General features: G+C 37.7%; 15 protein-coding genes, 1 rRNA gene and 2 riboswitches. Of the genes, 11 read left to right on the top strand and 5 right to left on the bottom strand.

Annotation, left to right across the window (positions count from 1 at the left end; translation table 11 throughout):
• Positions 1 to 182 precede the first annotated feature (182 nt).
• The 3 genes from ACQKNX_RS25020 to ACQKNX_RS25010 all read right to left on the bottom strand — a co-directional run bounded on the left by ACQKNX_RS25020 (position 183) and on the right by ACQKNX_RS25010 (position 2,713).
• On the bottom strand, positions 183 to 1,157 hold the full coding sequence (locus ACQKNX_RS25020) for a proline dehydrogenase family protein (RefSeq protein WP_340822165.1): 975 nt from the start codon (positions 1,155 to 1,157) through the stop codon (positions 183 to 185).
• Positions 1,158 to 1,232: 75 nt separating this feature from the next.
• Positions 1,233 to 1,985, bottom strand: coding sequence for an ABC transporter permease (locus ACQKNX_RS25015; protein WP_427431253.1), 753 nt, complete (start codon positions 1,983 to 1,985; stop codon positions 1,233 to 1,235).
• On the bottom strand, positions 1,982 to 2,713 hold the full coding sequence (locus tag ACQKNX_RS25010) for a phosphate ABC transporter ATP-binding protein (RefSeq protein ID WP_427431252.1): 732 nt from the start codon (positions 2,711 to 2,713) through the stop codon (positions 1,982 to 1,984). The genes ACQKNX_RS25015 and ACQKNX_RS25010 overlap by 4 nt, the downstream gene beginning before the upstream one ends.
• Before the next feature lie 122 nt (positions 2,714 to 2,835).
• On the opposite strand from ACQKNX_RS25010, the gene ACQKNX_RS25005 reads away from it, so the two are divergent.
• On the top strand, positions 2,836 to 3,339 hold the full coding sequence (locus ACQKNX_RS25005; RefSeq protein WP_427431251.1) for a methylated-DNA--[protein]-cysteine S-methyltransferase: 504 nt from the start codon (positions 2,836 to 2,838) through the stop codon (positions 3,337 to 3,339).
• A gap of 107 nt (positions 3,340 to 3,446) precedes the next feature.
• On the opposite strand, the gene ACQKNX_RS25000 is transcribed toward ACQKNX_RS25005, so the two are convergent.
• Positions 3,447 to 4,742, bottom strand: coding sequence for an ammonium transporter (locus tag ACQKNX_RS25000; protein WP_427431250.1), 1,296 nt, complete (start codon positions 4,740 to 4,742; stop codon positions 3,447 to 3,449).
• A 13-nt stretch (positions 4,743 to 4,755) separates the two neighbouring features.
• Positions 4,756 to 5,097, bottom strand: coding sequence for a P-II family nitrogen regulator (locus ACQKNX_RS24995; RefSeq protein WP_401014606.1), 342 nt, complete (start codon positions 5,095 to 5,097; stop codon positions 4,756 to 4,758).
• A gap of 312 nt (positions 5,098 to 5,409) precedes the next feature.
• On the opposite strand from ACQKNX_RS24995, the gene ACQKNX_RS24990 reads away from it, so the two are divergent.
• From ACQKNX_RS24990 to ACQKNX_RS24945, 10 genes are all read left to right on the top strand, one after another.
• Entirely contained in the window at positions 5,410 to 6,879 is a 1,470-nt protein-coding gene (locus tag ACQKNX_RS24990; RefSeq protein ID WP_427431249.1) for a nicotinate phosphoribosyltransferase, read from the top strand.
• 15 nt (positions 6,880 to 6,894) lie between these two features.
• Positions 6,895 to 7,719 carry an ammonia-dependent NAD(+) synthetase gene (nadE, locus tag ACQKNX_RS24985; RefSeq protein WP_427431248.1) on the top strand — a complete coding sequence of 275 codons (825 nt, stop codon included), beginning with the start codon at positions 6,895 to 6,897 and terminating at the stop codon, positions 7,717 to 7,719.
• Between the two features lie 157 nt (positions 7,720 to 7,876).
• Positions 7,877 to 8,197, top strand: a complete 321-nt coding sequence (locus ACQKNX_RS24980; protein WP_427431247.1) for an NAD synthetase — start codon at positions 7,877 to 7,879, stop codon at positions 8,195 to 8,197.
• Between the two features lie 1,008 nt (positions 8,198 to 9,205).
• A complete protein-coding gene (locus tag ACQKNX_RS24975) occupies positions 9,206 to 10,150 on the top strand; it encodes an AAA family ATPase (protein ID WP_427431246.1) in 945 nt (314 codons plus the stop codon).
• Positions 10,147 to 11,328: a DUF58 domain-containing protein gene (locus ACQKNX_RS24970; RefSeq protein WP_427431245.1), complete on the top strand. Its 1,182-nt coding sequence runs from the start codon at positions 10,147 to 10,149 to the stop codon at positions 11,326 to 11,328. Before ACQKNX_RS24975 ends, ACQKNX_RS24970 begins: the two co-directional genes overlap by 4 nt.
• Positions 11,325 to 13,532, top strand: a complete 2,208-nt coding sequence (locus tag ACQKNX_RS24965; protein ID WP_427431244.1) for a transglutaminase TgpA family protein — start codon at positions 11,325 to 11,327, stop codon at positions 13,530 to 13,532. The genes ACQKNX_RS24970 and ACQKNX_RS24965 overlap by 4 nt, the downstream gene beginning before the upstream one ends.
• 35 nt (positions 13,533 to 13,567) lie before the next feature.
• Positions 13,568 to 13,669, top strand: a riboswitch (purine riboswitch).
• A gap of 154 nt (positions 13,670 to 13,823) precedes the next feature.
• Entirely contained in the window at positions 13,824 to 15,374 is a 1,551-nt protein-coding gene (gene guaA, locus ACQKNX_RS24960) for a glutamine-hydrolyzing GMP synthase (RefSeq protein WP_427431243.1), read from the top strand.
• 233 nt (positions 15,375 to 15,607) lie between these two features.
• Positions 15,608 to 16,276, top strand: a complete 669-nt coding sequence (locus ACQKNX_RS24955; RefSeq protein WP_427431242.1) for an MOSC domain-containing protein — start codon at positions 15,608 to 15,610, stop codon at positions 16,274 to 16,276.
• Positions 16,277 to 16,721: 445 nt separating this feature from the next.
• Positions 16,722 to 16,823: riboswitch (purine riboswitch) on the top strand.
• Between the two features lie 131 nt (positions 16,824 to 16,954).
• Positions 16,955 to 18,259, top strand: coding sequence for an NCS2 family permease (locus ACQKNX_RS24950; protein ID WP_427431241.1), 1,305 nt, complete (start codon positions 16,955 to 16,957; stop codon positions 18,257 to 18,259).
• Between the two features lie 471 nt (positions 18,260 to 18,730).
• A 16S ribosomal RNA gene (locus ACQKNX_RS24945) occupies positions 18,731 to 18,919 on the top strand; the annotation flags it as partial.

Raw genomic sequence — 18,919 nt, 5'->3', positions numbered from 1 at the left:
GGCGGATGCTTTCCGCGGGCACACACGTAAGCCACAACCCTCGCTAGCGCGCGGTTTGTTGTGTCTTACGTTGCGTGTGTTCCCGCAGGAGTCACCACCTTTGCTACCATAAACTCCAATAATTTAAGAACATCTTTGTGATATTTCTGAAATTTTAATAGTTATGTTCCAACTTCTTTTTATTATTTTTTGCGCTTTGTTAAGCGGCCAAGCACGAATGCACCAGCTGCTACAGCAAGAACTGTATTCGTTTTCTTCGTAAATACTTGTTTTGTCACAAGGTTAAGATTTTGAGGACGCTCCGCTAAGCGACGCATGAAGTAACCGTACCAATCTTCGCCAAATGGAACGTAGACGCAGAAGTTATAGCCTTCTTTTGCAAGTTCTTTTTGCATATCTGTACGGAAGCCGTATAACATTTGGAATTCAAATTTATCAAATGGAATATTGTTATCAGCAACAAAGCGCTTTACGTGTGCAATGACGTTATGGTCATGTGTAGCAATTGATGTAAATTTGCCGTGTAATAAATGATACTCAATCAGTTCGATATAATTTAAATCAATATCTAGCTTATCTTGGAAGGCTACTTCCACAGGCTCTTTATATGCACCTTTTACGATACGTAAACGGTAGTTTTTAAATTTCTCAAGATCGTCTTTTGCTCGGTAGAAGTACGATTGAATAACAGTGCCGACATTATTGAATGTTTTTGAAAGCTCTTCTACCATATCAAATGATGTTTGTAGACGGCCGTAATTTTCCATATCAAAGTTTACAAAAATATCATAGGCTGCTGCTTTTTCTACAATCTCATATAAATTGTCGTAGCAAAAATCAACATCAATGTCTAAGCCTAATTGAGAAGGCTTTAACGAAATATGTGCATCAACATTGTTTTCATGAATAGCTTCAATGACAGCGAGGATTTGATCCTTAGCTTTTGTAGCTTCCTCTTCATTCGCAACAAACTCCCCTAGATTATCCACTGTGCAAGAGATATTATGTGCGTTTAATTCTTTGATGCTTGCAATCGTTTCTTCTATATTTGTACCAGCTACCACACTTTGGGCACCTAATTTTAAGCCGTATTTTTTAGCAGCACTATTTAATAGTTGGTTTTCAGATAATTGGATGAAAAAATCGCGTAATAACATGGGTCATTCTCCTCACTGCATTTTTCTTACTAGTATAACATATTTATAGAGAATGTCATGATATCACGAAAACAATTATTTCGTTTCCAACATCTGTAATCTTTCGTTGAAAAGCACAGGATAGCTTAAAAAGCCTATCATTATGCTCGATAATGTTGCAGTTGTTAATAGCGCGAAAATTATTAAAAGTTGAAATTGAACTGCTTGGATAGGGTCTGCACCACCGATTATTTGACCGCTCATCATACCTGGTAATTGTACAAGTCCAATAGTTTTTTGGCTTTCAATGGTTGGAATCATGCTTGCTTTAATGGCATTGATTAGTTGGCGATGAATTGCCTGTTTAGGTGTGCCTCCTAGAGATAAAATGAGTTCGATTTCATTTTGGTGACTTGTAATTTCAGCAGTGAAACGATTTAAAAATAAAATAGATAATACCATTGTGTTGCCAATTAACATACCACTAATAGGGATAATATATTGTGCAGTGCTAGGGACAATACCGAAACCAAGTAAAACACCTTGTGTGACAATTTCCACCACAACAAGCGTAATTATTATTTTCCAAGTGATTCCTTTAATTCCTTTACCGTTTTTACGGGCATTTAACGCTGCAACTAAAATCATTAATGCTACCATTAGAAATATATAAATAAAACTTTCAGCTTCAAAAACGAATTTTAAAATATAGCCGACTGCAAGTAATTGAATAATAGAACGAATTGTTGCAATAACTGTGTCTTTTTCAAGGCCTAGTTTAAACGTTTTTGAAAGTAATAGCGGAATTAATACGAAAATTAATGTCAGTGAAAGCGATGTATAAGTCATGAGTTTACCCCCTGTACAAATTCAGCGACTCTCGGATTACTTGGAGCTTTTAATAATGAGCTTTCTCCTGTTTCAATCAACTCTCCTCCCATCATGACCCATGTATAATGCCCAATCGTTAATGCTTGCTGTAAATTATGTGTAATCCATATTATCGTGACATCATATTTTTTGTTTAATTTCACAATGAGTGTTTCGATATCTTGTGCAGATTGTCGATCTAATGCAGAAGTAATTTCATCTAACAATAATATAGAAGATTGGTTGATTAGAGTGCGCGCAATTGAGACCTTTTGACGTTGCCCACCAGATAACTTATTGATGGTGCGATGTAAAAAACTTTCATCAAGACCAACGTCCAGTAAATAGCGTAATGCATCTTGCTGTGCGAGTTGTTTTCCTTGTAAAACAAGTGGAAGTGCCAAATTGTCAAATACGGTTCCGTTAATCATAGGTGCTGCCTGAAGGGCGATTCCTACATGTTTTCTTAAAGTAGTAGGCTCGTAGGTAGTAATCGGCTGATTATCAATTAATATAATGCCCTCTGTAGGCGATAGTAGTCCGTTAAACATTTTCAGTAAGGTTGTTTTGCCAGCACCGGATGGACCAACAAGTGTAGTAATTTTTCCTTTTGGGAATGAACCAGTAATTAATTTTAAAATGTTTTTATCGTTAGCTGAAAAACTCACTTGTTGAAGGTGAATAGCGGGCTCAAATAACGTTGTCATGTAGTTGAACCTCCTTTAAGATTATAGGTAAAATAACTTTAATAAGTAATGATTCGACACTACAGTTATTTTACCTTATTTAAAGAAAATTTCTAATGAAAACAAGTAAGGAGAATGGAATAATGGATGTTTTATATGTAGATACACTAACATACGCACAAGGTGATATGTATATTATTGCTTCAGATGAAGGCCTCGTATATATAGGAACACCGAATACAGCGTTTGAAGAAGTGGAGAAATGGGCTCACAAGCCGTTTAAGGGCTTCAGTTTTGAAGAAAATAAAGAAAAATTAACCCCTTATGTTGAGCAATTAACAGCTTACTTTAATGGAGAGCTTACTGAATTTAATTTACCTATACACGTGAAAGGAACATCATTTCAGCTAGCTGTATGGGATGCGTTGAAAGAGTTGCCATATGGAACGACTACAACGTATTCTGCAATTGCGGAGCGAATTGGTAATCCAAAGGCAGTAAGAGCTGTAGGCAGTGCAATAGGTGCCAATCCTATATTGGCAATTATTCCGTGTCATCGTGTCATCGGAAAAAACGGTAAGCTGACAGGATTCCGTAGTGGGCTAACAATGAAAGAATTTTTACTTGAATTAGAAAGGGCTGAATAAATATTTAGCCTGTGCTGTAACAAAAAAATCTGCTGGATTCCCATAACTTCACTAGGGACATCCAGCAGATTCTTGTAATTGTTTTCTAGGTGCAATAATTTTAATTTTTAGACATGTTCTTCTGTGACACTCGTTTGAGGTTTACCAAAGTGAGTTAAACGGTGTGCAAATGTTTCACCATTTATAGCAGAGCTTTTAAAAACTTCTTGATATTCATAAGCTGGTGTACCATGTTCGGTAACATCTAGCCCTGTGATTTCTTCTTCTACTGACACACGTAAAGGGACAAATGCTTTAATGATAAATAGACCCGCTGAGACTGAAACGCCAACCCAAGCGATTGTCGCAATTACACCTATTGCTTGAATGCCTAGCAAACTTAGGCCACCACCGTAGAATAGCCCTTGACCGCTAATATCAAATAGACCGACCGCAAGTGTGCCCCAAATGCCACAAATACCATGAACTGCAATTGCGCCTACAGGATCATCTACTTTTAATTTCCATTCAATAAAACGGACACCTTCTACTAATAGGGGTGCTGCAATTAAACCAATAATGAGTGAACCGATAATGCTGACGTTCGCTGCACCGGCTGTAATACCTACGAGCCCTGCTAACGCACCGTTGAGAGTTAGTGAGCCATCAATGTGGCCATAACGGAATTTTGTATAAAATGCAGTAGCAACAACGCCTGCAGAAGCTGCGAAAAATGTATTGGCAATTACCTTTGGAACGAGGGTAGGATCTGCAGCTAACGTAGAGGCACCATTAAAACCGAACCAGCCGAACCACAGTAGAAACACGCCTAATGCGCCAAGTGGAATACTATGACCAGTAATAACGTTGACGCGGCCATTTTCGTATTTACCTAGACGTGGTCCAATCATTATTGCTGCTACAAAGGCAGCTACAGCACCTGTTAAATGGACAACTGTAGAACCGGCAAAATCGATAAAGCCTAAATCAGTTAGCCAGCCTTGACCGCTCCAGATCCAATGACCAACTACAGGATAAACGAGTGATGTCATAAGTATAATTACACCGATATAAGCAAAAATATTTGTTCGTTCTGCTACGGCACCAGATAAGATAGTCGCACCTGTTGCAGCAAACATCGTTTGGAAAATAAAGAAGGAGAGGTCATCTACACCGTTTAATGCGAATCCACTTGTTCCGAAGACGCCCCCAGCTGTGTCGCCAAACATTATTGCATAGCCACATAGAAAATAAACAATTCCTCCAAGCGATATAGTTAAGAAGTTTTTCATAATAATGTTTACGGCATTTTTAGAACGTGTGAAACCCGCTTCTACCATTGCAAATCCTGCATGCATGAAGAAAACTAAAATTGTACCAAGCATAACCCAAACTAAATTTACAGATAATATAACGTCATCCATAGCTATCTCCCCCTTAATCTACAGCAATTGATCCGACTTCTTTAGTACGGATACGAATTGCCTGTTCTACTGGATAAATAAATATTTTTCCGTCTCCAACCTTACCAGTTGCAGCATCACGTAATAAAACCTCCACAATCGGTTCTACTTTTTCGTCGTCGATAATCATTTCAAGTTTTAATTTTGGTAAAAACTCAATTTCGTAAGCATTTCCACGAAACAAACCTGTATGACCTAATTGACGACCACAGCCAGCGATTTCAGAAATACTTAAACCTGCAATACCAACCTTTGCAAGTCCATCTCGTACAATCCCAAATACCTCTGGACGAATAATTGCCTCGATTTTTTTCACTCACACCAGCTCCTTGCGTAAATTTAATTTACATACTATAGGGAGCTGTTAAACGGCGCAATTGTTTTTTAAATTTTAATGTTAGGTTTTGTAACATCATGTATTTCGTTTTACGTAATAGTTTACTAAAAAGCTAATTATTAAAGGAATGAAAGCGGTACTAAAATTTGTGTCTAAATTATGAACGGTTCTAAATTTTCTGAATATTCATGTTAGAAAACCTAACATAGGACAGAAAACGTGTGAAACGCAAGATTTTGGGTATATAGTGTATACTAAGACTAACAATGATAGTGGAAGAAGGGATTTCCTATGAGATCAAACTATGCTGATGATAGCTTAGCGCTACACACAGATTTATACCAAATCAATATGGCAGAGTCTTATTGGGCTGATGGTATACATAATAGAAAAGCGGTCTTTGAATTATATTTCAGAAAATTACCATTTGGTAATGGCTATGCGATATTTGCCGGATTGGAACGCATGCTTGAGTTTTTACGAGACTTTCGTTTTAGTCAGTCGGATATCGAATATTTACGTGAAGAAGTTGGCTATAAAGAAGATTTCATTGATTATTTAAAAAACATTCGCTTTACAGGTGATATGTATTCAATGGTGGAAGGGGAACTCGTTTTTGCAAACGAACCAATTGTACGCATTGAGGCACCATTAGTGGAAGCTCAGCTAATTGAGACAGCTCTATTGAATATTGTGAATTACCAAACGTTAATTGCTACTAAAGCAAGTCGCATTAAGCAAATCGTAAAAGATGAAATGGCTATGGAATTTGGTACACGCCGTGCCCATGAAATGGATGCAGCTATTTGGGGAACTCGTGCAGCCTTTATAGGCGGATTTGCTTCAACTAGTAATGTACGTGCGGGTAAACTATTTAACATACCAGTAGCTGGTACGCATGCTCATGCGCTTGTGCAAGCATATAAAAATGAGTATGATGCATTCCACGCCTATGCTAAACGTCATCGTAATTGTGTGTTTTTAGTGGACACTTATAACACATTGAAATCTGGTGTACCGACAGCGATAAAAGTGGCAAAAGAATTAGGGGATAAAATTAATTTTATTGGTATTCGTCTAGATAGTGGTGATATTGCTTTCTTGTCAAAAGAAGCACGTCGTATGCTCGATGAAGCGGGCTTCCCTGATGCAAAAATTGTTGTTTCGAATGATTTAGATGAATACACAATTTTGAACTTAAAGGCTCAAGGTGCGCGCGTAGATATGTGGGGTATTGGAACAAAGGTCATTACAGCTTATGATCAGCCTGCATTAGGAGCTGTCTATAAAATGGTGGCTATTGAAAATGAAGAAGGTCAGCTGGAAGATACCATTAAAATTTCTGCAAATGCTGAAAAAGTTTCAACACCAGGTTTGAAAAATGTTTACCGTATTATCGACTTGAAAAATGGTAAATCAGAGGGCGATTACATTACAATGCACGATGAAGACCCTCAATCTGAAGAACGTATAAAAATGTTCCACCCTGTGCATACATTTGTGTCAAAATTCGTGACGAATTTCGAGGCGAAAAACTTACATCAGCATGTGATTAATAAAGGTGAAATAATTTATCAAAATCCGTCGTTGGTAGACATGCGCAATTATGCAACTGAAAATTTAGAATTGTTATGGGATGAATACAAACGTGCGATGAATCCAGAAGAATATCCGGTCGATCTAAGTCAAAAATGCTGGGATAATAAAATGCGCAATATAGAAGAAGTGCGCGATATGGTCAATCGAATTGTGAAAGGTTAAGGAGTGGAGAATGTTATGGCATTACAACAACAAATAATTAAAGAATTAAGCGTTTTGCCAACAATTGATGCACAGGAAGAAATTCGTAAATCCATTGATTTTTTAAAGGCGTATGCACGTCGATATAGCTTTGTAAAAGGATTTGTGCTTGGTATATCAGGTGGACAAGATTCTACTTTAACTGGGAAATTAGCACAACTAGCTATTGATGAATTAAACGCAGAAGCGGGCGAGGAGAACTATTCATTTTGGGCCGTGCGTTTGCCATACGGTGTTCAAATGGATGAACAGGACTGTCAGGATGCTATTGATTTTATTAAGCCTACGTATACTTACACAGTGAATATTAAGGAAGCAGTCGATGCCAGTGTACGTGCTTTAGAAAATGCAGGTGTTACACTTAGCGATTTTGTAAAAGGAAATGAAAAAGCACGTGAGCGTATGAAAGTGCAGTTTTCTATTGCTGCTATGAATAGTGCAGTCGTTTTAGGAACAGACCATGCAGCAGAGGCAATTACAGGTTTCTATACAAAGTTTGGTGACGGTGGTGCAGATTTAATGCCTATTTTTCGTCTCAACAAGCGTCAGGGAAAACAATTGTTAGCTGCGCTTGATTGCCCTGAACATCTGTATTTGAAAGTGCCGACAGCAGACTTGGAGGAAAACCGCCCGTCTCTACCAGACGAAGTGGCGCTTGGTTTAACATATGAGCAAATTGATGATTATTTAGAAGGGAAGGAAATTCCCAAGGATGCTCGTGAAACACTAGAGCAACACTATTTGCGATCTCAACATAAACGTCATATGCCTATCACGATTTTTGATGATTTTTGGAAATAAAGCCTGTGAGAATAGAGTTGTGCAAAAAAGTGATAGAAACTTTTTTAACAATTCTATTCTTTTTTATGTATTTTGGTTCTGTTTGCTTAATTTCTTGCATATAATGTCGATATAAATACCTATAAAGCTAGTAAAATAAAAAGGAGGGTAACTAATTATGAGGACTTCTAGTGTAAGTGCGACGACAAATAGTACTTTTCGTAATGAACAACAATATTTACATGCTGGCGATCTTAGTCATGACTTTAGCCATAACGCACAGCAACGATTTAAAAAAAGTATTCAAAAAATTAAAGATAAAAAGCTATTAAGTAAGAAGAGACCAATTCAACAACAACGTCACAATAAAATTGAGGCTACTTTTGTTGATAGTGAAGGCAACGTACAAATTCATAATGAACTAAATGAAACAGCCGATAAGCTGAGCCGTCTTAGCAAGCTAAAGAAGCGTCACAATAGTTACCGAACTTCCATATAAATTTTTTAAAAACCCTATAGCAAACTTGGTATAGGGTTCAGACTGTAGACAAACTCGAAGTTTTTCGAATTTGTCTATAGTCCTTTTTTTATTTAAAACTAATATAGGTGATGACTACTGCCGTTGATTTCCGCTACGGGCGGTCGCTTTCCGCGGGCACATCGTAAGCCGCAACCCTCGCTAATGCGCGGCTTGTTGCGTCTACGTACTGTGCGTTCTGAGCAGGAGTCGCCCGCCCTCCACTCCAATCAACTAGTGTCAACACGCTCTTTCGAAGGAAAAAGTGAAAATACAGTACAATTATCGCACTTATGATTATATATGATAGTCATCTGCTTTAATCATTAAATAAATTTAGAGGTCTACTGCCGTTGATTTCCGCTATGGGCGGGCGCTTTCCGTGGGCACATCGTAAGCCGCAACCCTCGCTAACGCGCGGTTTGTTGCGTCTTTCGTACTGTGCGTTCTGAGCAGGAGTCGCCCGCCCTCCACTCCAATCAACTTCAAACAGCTTCATAGAGAAGGGATGCTCGAAAAGTATGGCAAGACGAAAGTAAGAACCCCTTTTTTACAATAAAAATAACAAAAGGGATTAAGGTTTCTATTCTTAATCCCTTTTGTCGACAAACTGAACCCTGTACCAAACTTGGTATAGGGTTTTTTGTTGCTGGATATTACTGTACATTCCTTTGAGTTATCGGCGATGCCATCAGCACGGAAAGTAGTGCTTTTGACCCCTTAAATTCATGGTTAAAAAAATAAAATTTGTAACTTTTTTGTAAGTGAACCGTTATACTACTAGATAGGCTTGTTTTATAAAAAACTTCAAACAAGCTATTTTTTGAGGTAAATACAAGGGGAATACTCTTATAAATTTAAAATGTAATTCTTGTATGCGACGGCTAATGGCACATTGATTGTGTTACAATGCAGTTTTCGATATGCTTAAACTAAAATTATCGTGCAATTCAAATAATTGGTTTGTGGAAATGGGAGGGATTTTGTTTTATGAATTTACAAATACAAATGGTATTAGAAAATATAGAAAAAGTAATGATTGGGAAGAGGGAGGTTGCTGAACTTAGTATCGTTGCTTTGCTTGCCAAAGGTCATGTATTACTTGAAGATGTGCCTGGAGTGGGTAAGACAATGATGGTGCGTGCACTTGCCAAATCATTCGATGCTCAGTTTAAACGTATTCAGTTTACACCAGATTTACTGCCATCAGATGTTGTAGGTGTTTCCATTTATAACCCTAAAACAATGGAATTTGAATTTCGCCCAGGACCAATTATGGGCGATGTAGTATTAGCTGATGAAATTAATAGAACATCACCTAAAACACAATCAGCATTACTTGAGGCAATGGAGGAAGCGTCAATTACAATAGACGGTAATACACTTGAAATTAACCAGCCATTTTTCGTTATGGCTACGCAAAATCCAATTGAACATGAGGGAACGTATCCACTGCCGGAGGCGCAGCTCGACCGTTTTTTACTGAAAATAAAAATGGGCTATCCAACTAGAGGACAGGAAGTAGAAATATTGCGACGTGCAGAAAACGGTAAGTCCATTGAAAAAATTGATGCTGTACTTACGCTTGCGCAACTAATTGAATTACAGGAGCTTGTGCAGGGTGTGTATGTCGAAGACTCCGTAAAAAACTATATGGTTGAGCTAGCTTCTCAAACGAGAGAGAATAACTACGTGTATTTAGGGGTTAGTCCTCGTGCAACAATTGCTTTGATGAAGGCATCGCAGGCGTATGCGTTTATGAAAGGGCGTAGCTATGTAATACCAGATGATGTTCAACATTTAGCACCATATGTTTTTAGTCACCGATTAGTTCTTAAGCCAGATGCACGCTATGATGATGTAACAGCAGAGGAAATTATTGAGCGTATTTTGGCGAAAACACCTGTGCCAACAAAGAGGTTTGCAGAGAAATGAAGAAATGGCGTGCTCTTTTTGAGAAAAGTAAACATTTTCTATTAGTGAGCTTTCTAATGCTGATTACGTTTTGCTATGCAATGTTTCAAGGCGGTTTTGTAAGCTGGTTTGTATTTTTCACAATGAGTCCATTTTTGCTATACGCCTTTATTTTTCAACTTGTTAGGGAGGACATTTACCGTGTAGAGCGGAAAATTGAGCCTTCTCGTGTTGAAAGCGGACAATCCGTTAACGTAACAATTAGTGTTGAAAGAAAAACACGATTTCCATTTGCATATATGCTAGTAGAAGAGCTTGTTGGCAGCACGATGCTAGTTCAGTCAAAGGTACAAGAGAAAGACGCTATCAAATTTGTAGGCTTTAAGAAGGTTTTTAATTGGAGCTATACTCTTGAAAGCTTACCACGCGGTGAACATCAATACTTAGGTGCAAATATAATCTTCTATGATTTTTTCGGATGGGCAAAAAAACGCATTCAGATAGAAAAAGAACAAACAGTTCTTGTCTATCCAAGAGTGCATGATATGAAATATGCTACATTACAAGCAAAATTAGATGTTGGGTCTATGATGACTCCTTATTCCATTGTGAAAGATACATCAATGGCTATTGGTTTACGCGAATATGTACCAGGGGACCGCTTTTCGTGGATTCATTGGAAGTCTTTTGCAAAAACGCAAACGCTACAGTCGAAGGAGTTTGAAGATCGTCAATCTCAGGAACTTCTGTTAATGCTTGATGAAGGTGCTTCTCCATTATTTGAAGAGAAAATTGAGTTGGTAGCGTCGATGCTTAAAGCAATGGTGCAAGGTCGTGGAGAAATTTCTTTTGTGTCAACAGGCGCAAAGACGAAAGTGTTTACTTCCATTCAAGGGGAAAAGCAACTAGATCGAGTGATGCATCATTTAGCTAGTGTAAAACCTCTTGAAAATGCACAATTCCAATTACGCGATCAACAAGTTTTTCAGCGTGTTGCAACGCTTTTATATGTTACGAGTGATATATCAGATGAACTATTACATATTCTAGGTAATTCGGTGAAAAGCTGTATTTGTTTTGTTGTGGCACAACAGACACAAACACAGTCTGATGTAATAAAGCGTTATAAACATATTCAAGTCGTGTATGTTGACCCAACAGAGTATTACCACTTATTCACGGAGGTGATGAAGCCGTGAAAAAATCATTAGAAAGTTTTATTGAACTGGCTATAGCTTATATCATTATTTTCTTTATATTACGTGAGTGGTTAACACCAGTAATGCAATTAACAAATACCGGTGTAAGTCATTTGATTTTAATTTTTATTGGCTTAGCACTAGTGCTGTGCCTATTTAAAGTTCGGCCGTTATTGTCGGGGCTTGTCAAGTTAGGCTACATTACATGGTTCGTTATATTTGTTTATAGCGAGAACCCTTTTTTCTCAGGTCACACTATCCCATTTTTAGTGAATGAAGTGACATTGAATATGGTGAACATTTTTTCAGGGAATTTCGGACAAGTATCAGATGCATTTAGAACAGTACTGTTTTTGGCATTAATCTGGATGTTAATATATTTAATTCACCATTGGATTACAGTGCATCATAATATTTTCTATTTCTTCGTACTAACTGTATTTTTCATCGCTACTCTTGATACTTTCAGCGAATATAATGGAAAACCGGCTATTATTAAAGTAGTAGTACTGGGTCTTATTATGACTGGTGTACTTTTCTTAAAACGCTTAAGAATCCAAGTCGATGCGCCAAGTGCGTTAGTTAGAAAGTGGAAAATTATATTACCGATGTTAATTTCGGTGGCACTCGTTAGTATGGTAGCATTCTTTTTACCAAAAGCAGGACCTACATGGGCCGATCCAGTGCCATTTATTAAAGGCGTTACAGGACAAGGTGGCGTAGGAGATGGTCAAAAAACAGTTGGCTATAGTGATGATGATAGTAGATTAGGTGGACCGTATAAAGGTGATAATACATTAATTTTCACTGCAACTTCCCTCGACCGTCATTATTGGCGTATAGATACAAAAGATACGTATACATCAAAAGGTTGGGTATTGTCAGGTGAATATATAGGGGAAGCAGTTTTTGAAAATGATACCCCAATCTTTACTTCTCTGCCTGTTGGACCAACACAGAATGAACGACAAATACAGATGGAAATGGCTGTACCTATGCCATTTTTAATTCAAACGTATGGTATGCTGTCTGTTTCTGCAGAGGATCCAACATTATATGTACAGGATGGACAAACGGAAAAAATAGTAACGAAACAACCAAGTGGTGAATTAGTAACTATGAGTAATGGTAGTAATAAATTACTGTCAAGTTACACGATATCTTATAGTGAGCCAAATTATAGCTTGCAACAACTTCAGAGGTCAGAGCCAGCTATGTTAGAAACAATAGATAGTTCCTATAATCGTTTCTTACAATTACCGGATACGCTTCCGCAGCGTGTACAAGATTTAGCAATTGATATTACGCGCAATAAAGCATCGATATATGAAAAAATAAAGGCGATAGAAGGGTATTTTTCAAAAGGTGACTTTAGTTATGATAAAACAGCTGCCGCCTATCCTTCGGAAAATCAAGATTATGTAGATCAATTTCTGTTCGATACGAAAGTAGGGTACTGTGATAATTTCTCTACATCAATGGTCGTTATGCTTCGGACTATTGGTATTCCTGCCCGTTGGGTGAAGGGTTTTGCACCAGGTAATGCTGGTGGAGTATCTGATGGTTATCGGGAATATACGGTAACGAATGATAATGCGCATTCATGGGTAGAGGCATATGTCCCAGGAACAGGCTGGATAGAATTTGAACCTACAATTGGTTTTTCTGGCAATGTTAATATCAATTATGATTTGCAACGAGATGTTCCTCAGCAAGAACAGGAACTGCAACCGGAAGAAAAAACAGAGCAACAACAAAAGAAAGACCAACCAACTAAGAAAACAACTACCCAATCAGCATTTAGTTTTGATAGTGTATGGACGTGGATAAAAACATTAAAATATGTTTGGTTGGCACTCATTGTCTTGCTAATAATTATTGGTGTGACATTATTTGTACAACGAAAAACATGGATTCCTAAAATGCATGTGCGTGCCTATCGTAAAAAAGAAGCGGATTGGACGAGCTTTGATTCATCTTATCAGGCACTAACGAAACAATTAGTACGTATTGGCTTAAGTCGAAAAAATGGCGAGACATTACGAGTGTTTGCTGAACGGGTGGATGCCGCTTTAGAAACGGAAGAAATGCGGAAGTTAACAGCGGTATACGAGCAACATATTTATAGCAAGAATACGCAGGATGTTGACTACGTTAAACTGAGAGAAAGTTGGGAATATTTAATCAATCGCACTATCAGTTGATTTTAATGGACACAAAGAGTAAAATGAAAAAAATTATATATGATTAGGATGGCTTTCATATAAGTTCGAAAATAGGGTTCGGATGTTTCTACGAAATCACCGTAAATGATTTCTCTATGAAGGTGAATGTTTTGGTTAGGTGAGGAGTTTTTATAAATCACTTTTCTTTGTTACGCATTCCCCTTTATATATCATGAACTTATGGACGCGTAGGAAGTTTTTTACTTTCATACGCGTTTTTCTTTGAACCTATGAAAACGTCCTTTAAAAATACAAGAAGAGGTGGAAATATTGTCAGCAAGCCCTTTATTAGAGCAAGAAAAAATCGTCGTTCTAGACTTCGGTAGCCAATTTAACCAATTAATTACGCGTCGTATTCGTGAGTTCGGTGTCTTCAGTGAATTACATCCACATACGATTACAGCAGAAGAAATTAAAGAAATGAACGCAACAGGTATCATCTTTTCTGGTGGTCCTAACTCAGTTTATGATGAGAATGCTTTCCATGTAGATCAAGCCATTTTTGAATTAGGCTTACCAATCCTAGGTATTTGCTATGGTATGCAATTAATGGCATATACTCAAGGCGGTAAAGTTGAAGGCGCTGAAACACGTGAATACGGTAAAGCGGAAATTCAAGTGACTGCTGCAAATAAATTATTCGGTGAATTACCAACAGAACAAATCGTCTGGATGAGCCATGGCGACCACGTAACAGAAGTACCTGCTGGCTTTGAAATCATCGCAACAAGTGCATCATGCCCTATTGCTGCTATGGCAAACGTAGAACGTAAATTATATGCAGTTCAATTCCACCCAGAAGTTCGTCACTCTGTATATGGTAACGATTTACTACGTCAATTCGTATTCGATATTTGTGGTGCTAAAGGCGATTGGTCAATGGCGAACTTTATCGAAATTGAAATCGCAAAAATTCGCGAAATTGTTGGCGATAAAAAAGTATTATGTGCACTTTCAGGCGGAGTAGACTCTTCTGTCGTTGCAGTACTTATTCATAAAGCAATTGGTGATCAACTTACATGTATGTTCGTAGACCACAACTTAAACCGTAAAGGTGAAGTTGAACAGGTTATGAAAACTTTCACGGAAGATTTCGATATGAACCTAATTAAGATTGATGCACGTCAACGCTTCATGGACAAACTTGCAGGTGTGTCTGATCCAGAGAAAAAACGTAAAATTATCGGTAACGAGTTTATTTACGTGTTCGATGAAGAAGCTTCAAAACTAGAAGGTATGGATTTCCTTGCACAAGGAACTTTATACACAGACATCATTGAATCTGGTACATCTACTGCTCAAACAATTAAATCTCACCATAACGTAGGTGGTCTTCCAGAAGACATGCAGTTCAAATTGATTGAGCCATTAAAAACATTATTTAAAGACGAAGTTCGTGCACTTGGCTTAGAGCTTGGTCTTGACGAAAAAATCGTTTGGCGTCAACCATTCCCAGGTCCTGGTTTAGGTATTCGTGTACTTGGTGAAGTAACAGAAGAAAAACTTGAAATTGTTCGTGAATCTGACTTCATCTTACGTGAAGAAATCGCAAAAGCTGGCCTTGAACGCGACGTTTGGCAATACTTCACGGTATTACCTGATATCCGTTCAGTAGGCGTAATGGGCGATGCTCGTACGTATGACTACGCAATCGGTATCCGTGCCGTAACGTCTATCGACGGTATGACTTCTGACTGGGCACGTATCCCTTGGGATGTACTAGAGAAAATCTCTGTCCGCCTAGTAAACGAAGTAAAACACGTAAACCGCGTACTGTATGATATTACTTCTAAGCCACCAGCAACAATTGAGTGGGAATAATAGCTAATTGCAAGAGTCCTAAAAGCCCTAGTAACACAGGGTTTTTAGGGCTTTTTTTATATCTGATATGTCCTAAGTGTCGCGACAATTGAACTTTCTGGATCATTTTTACTAGAAATCTTTAGATAATGAAAACTGGCGTAGAGAGGGCAAAATTGCTGGCAAAGTGTTATATATAGTAAACTAAATTTATGTAAAATGATTACGCTGTTGTTTAATTTAGGGGGATTAAAATGGAGAAAAATATAGCGACGATTTATACACTTGCTGTTGGTATGCCGAAAGAATTGGACTATAGTAAAGGGCGATCAATGATTACAGGGATTGAAAAACGGAAAGTGCACGAAGTTTATTTGGCTACCCGTGGATTTGAGGGAGATGATGTGGCAGATAAAAAGCATCATGGCGGACCTGATCGCGCTGTTTGCCTATATCCTGCTGAACATTACGAACAATGGGAAAAGGAACTTGGTAAGGCATTGCCAGCAGCAGCATTTGGTGAGAACTTAACGGTAACAAATATGCTTGAAGCGGATGTTTGTATTGGAGATATTTATAGAATTGGTGATGCCGTCATTCAAATTACGCAAGGACGTATTCCGTGTAGTACGATTGATAAATATACAAAGGCAGACACATTACTTAAACGATTAATTGAAACAGGTTATACAGGCTTCCTAGCGCGTGTGCTAAGTGAGGGAACAATTTGTGCAGACTCGAAAATTGAAATAGTTGAAAGACACCCTGCTCGTATATCGGTTTTACATTGCAACGAAGTATATTTTACAAACAACAACGCACTCGCGATGAAACGTATTCAAGCAGTAGACGCATTAGCGATGGATTGGAAACTAAAATTAGAAAAAAGAATTCAATTATTAGAAAGTCGAGTAGAGAAGTAAGGATAATGGTGTAAATGAGAATGGGAGCTCTTACGTAATGGGTATCTGTGGTTTCGTATTTGTTGCATAAGTACTTCTTACTGTGTGGGAGAAGGGCGAGTAATTAGATATAAAAGCCTTTGACACATCTACATACATTTGAAAAGCGCCCTCTTAAGTGCGCAAACATTATAGGGAGCTTTTTTGGCTAATTAATAGTTAGTTAAATTCATGTTTTTCAAAACAAAAACAAAATATAAAATGTAAAATGGCCGATTATAGCCTTTAATCATTAATAAAAAACAGGAAAAGCAACTTCTATAAGTGTAGTACTTTTCCTGTTTTTTTACGCTGTTTTTACAAAATCAGAACATTAATACCGTATTTTACACGAACTTTCGTATTTTTTTTATAAGAAATGTTCGGAAATGGGGTTGAAATCTAAAAAACGAAATGATATATTACGATTGTAAAGTAAATAAGTCGTCGTATAATGTCGGGAATATGGCCCGTGAGTTTCTACCAAGTTACCGTAAATAACTTGACTACGATTTTAGTTTTTATACGGATGTATAATAACTAATTTATTTCACACATTATTTGTGATGAAATGTATCGTAGACATGCGACTAGTAGAATAGTCAGCGTGTCTTTTTTGTTTTCGATATTGAAGACGACAATACGGAGGATATTTTTAAAATGAAAAAATATTTCATGTTCGATGAATTAGGTACTAATTATCGCCGCGAAATAATTGGTGGTATTACAACATTCCTTGCTATGGCATACATTTTAGCTGTTAACCCAGGGATTCTGGAAAGTGCGGGAATGGATAAAGGTGCTGTTTTCGTGGCAACAGCATTAGCAGCAGCAGTCGGTTCTTTGATTATGGGTATTTTCGCTAAATTCCCAATCTCATTGGCGCCAGGTATGGGGTTAAATGCATTCTTTGCCTTCACGGTAGTAGGGACGTATGGCATTCCTTGGCAAACTGGTTTAACAGGTGTGTTCTTCTCTGGGATTATATTTATTATCCTTTCATTAACAGGTATTCGTGAAACAGTTATTAATGCAATTCCAGCACAACTTAAATATGCTGTGTCAGCTGGTATTGGTTTATTTATTACATTTGTAGGGCTTCAAGGAGCTGGCATTGTTGTTGATAGTCCAGCAACTCTAGTAACATTAGGAGCATTTACAGGTTCAACTCTTTTAGCAGTATTCGGTATTATTATTTCAATCATCCTAATCCTTAAATTCCGAAGCGTCGGTATTTTCTTAGGAATGGTTATTACAGCAATCGTTGGTATGATTACGGGTGTTATTGCAGCACCTGAAGCTGTTGTATCATCAATCCCAAGTGTAGATTCAACATTTATGGTTGCACTTAACCCAATTATTCATGACTTCGGTTCGTTAATAAACGTTAAATTTTTAGTTGTTGTGTTAACATTTTTATTCGTTGACTTTTTCGATACAGCCGGCACATTAATGGCTGTGGCAACACAAGCTGGATTAGTAAAAGACGATAAATTACCACGTGCAAGCCGTGCACTTATGGCAGATGCACTAGCAACAACAATTGGTTCTTTATTTGGTACTTCAACTACTACTGCTTATGTAGAATCAACTTCTGGTGTAGCAGCAGGCGCTCGTTCAGGTTTTGCAGCAGTTGTTACAGCTGTATTATTTATAGTAGCACTATTCTTCTCACCATTACTTGCGGTTGTTACTCCAGCAGTAACGGCACCAGCACTTGTTATCGTCGGTGTGTTAATGGTTTCGTCACTACGTTTAATTGAATGGGATAAATTCGAAATTGCTGTTCCAGCGTTCTTCACTGTTTTAATGATGCCTCTTGGCTATTCCATTGCAACAGGGATCGCAATTGGTTTCGTATTCTACCCAGTAACAATGCTTTTAGCAGGTCGTAAAAAAGAAATTCACCCAATGATGTACGGATTATTCTTCGTATTCCTTGCATACTTTATTTGGGTTCGATAATGTAAAGCCGAAATGGGCTCTGCTTAGTGAAAACTAAGTGGAGCTTTTTTCATTTAAAATTGTTTGAGTGCCTGGCACCAAGGTAAGCCGCGGGACACTACTGACAGAATCCAGAATTGTTTCAGAGACCTGCTACTTATATAATATAGAAGAAACTACTATCGTATATTGACTGAATAGTTTTATTTCAATTAAACACTTGCAAACTATAATGTGAGATGATATATTTAAACACGTTGTTACGAAACAAGCGAACAACATACAGAAAGAAAATAACAGTTGACATCATATTGAATGTATGTTAAATTATAAAAAGTTACTTATTAAGTAGCTAGCAAAATGAACCTTGAAAACTGAACAAGCAAAACGTAATCAATATAGTTTCTATTAACTAACTTCGTTAGTGAACGAAACAAAATTTTGGACATCAAAATTGATGCCAGCAAAACAATTTGAGCTAATCAAATTTCTTTTATGGAGAGTTTGATCCTGGCTCAGGACGAACGCTGGCGGCGTGCCTAATACATGCAAGTCGAGCGAACAGATAAGGAGCTTGCTCCTTTGGCGTTAGCGGCGGACGGGTGAGTAACACGTGGGCAACCTACCCTATAGTTTGGGATAACTCCGGGAAACCGGGGCTAATACCGAATAACTTGTTGT

Origin of the sequence: Lysinibacillus sp. NPDC093712, from assembly GCF_050280025.1 — a bacterium.
Classification (GTDB): domain Bacteria; phylum Bacillota; class Bacilli; order Bacillales_A; family Planococcaceae; genus Lysinibacillus.
Note: the sequence above shows the minus strand (reverse complement) of the source record. Positions and strands in the feature narration are given on the sequence as shown.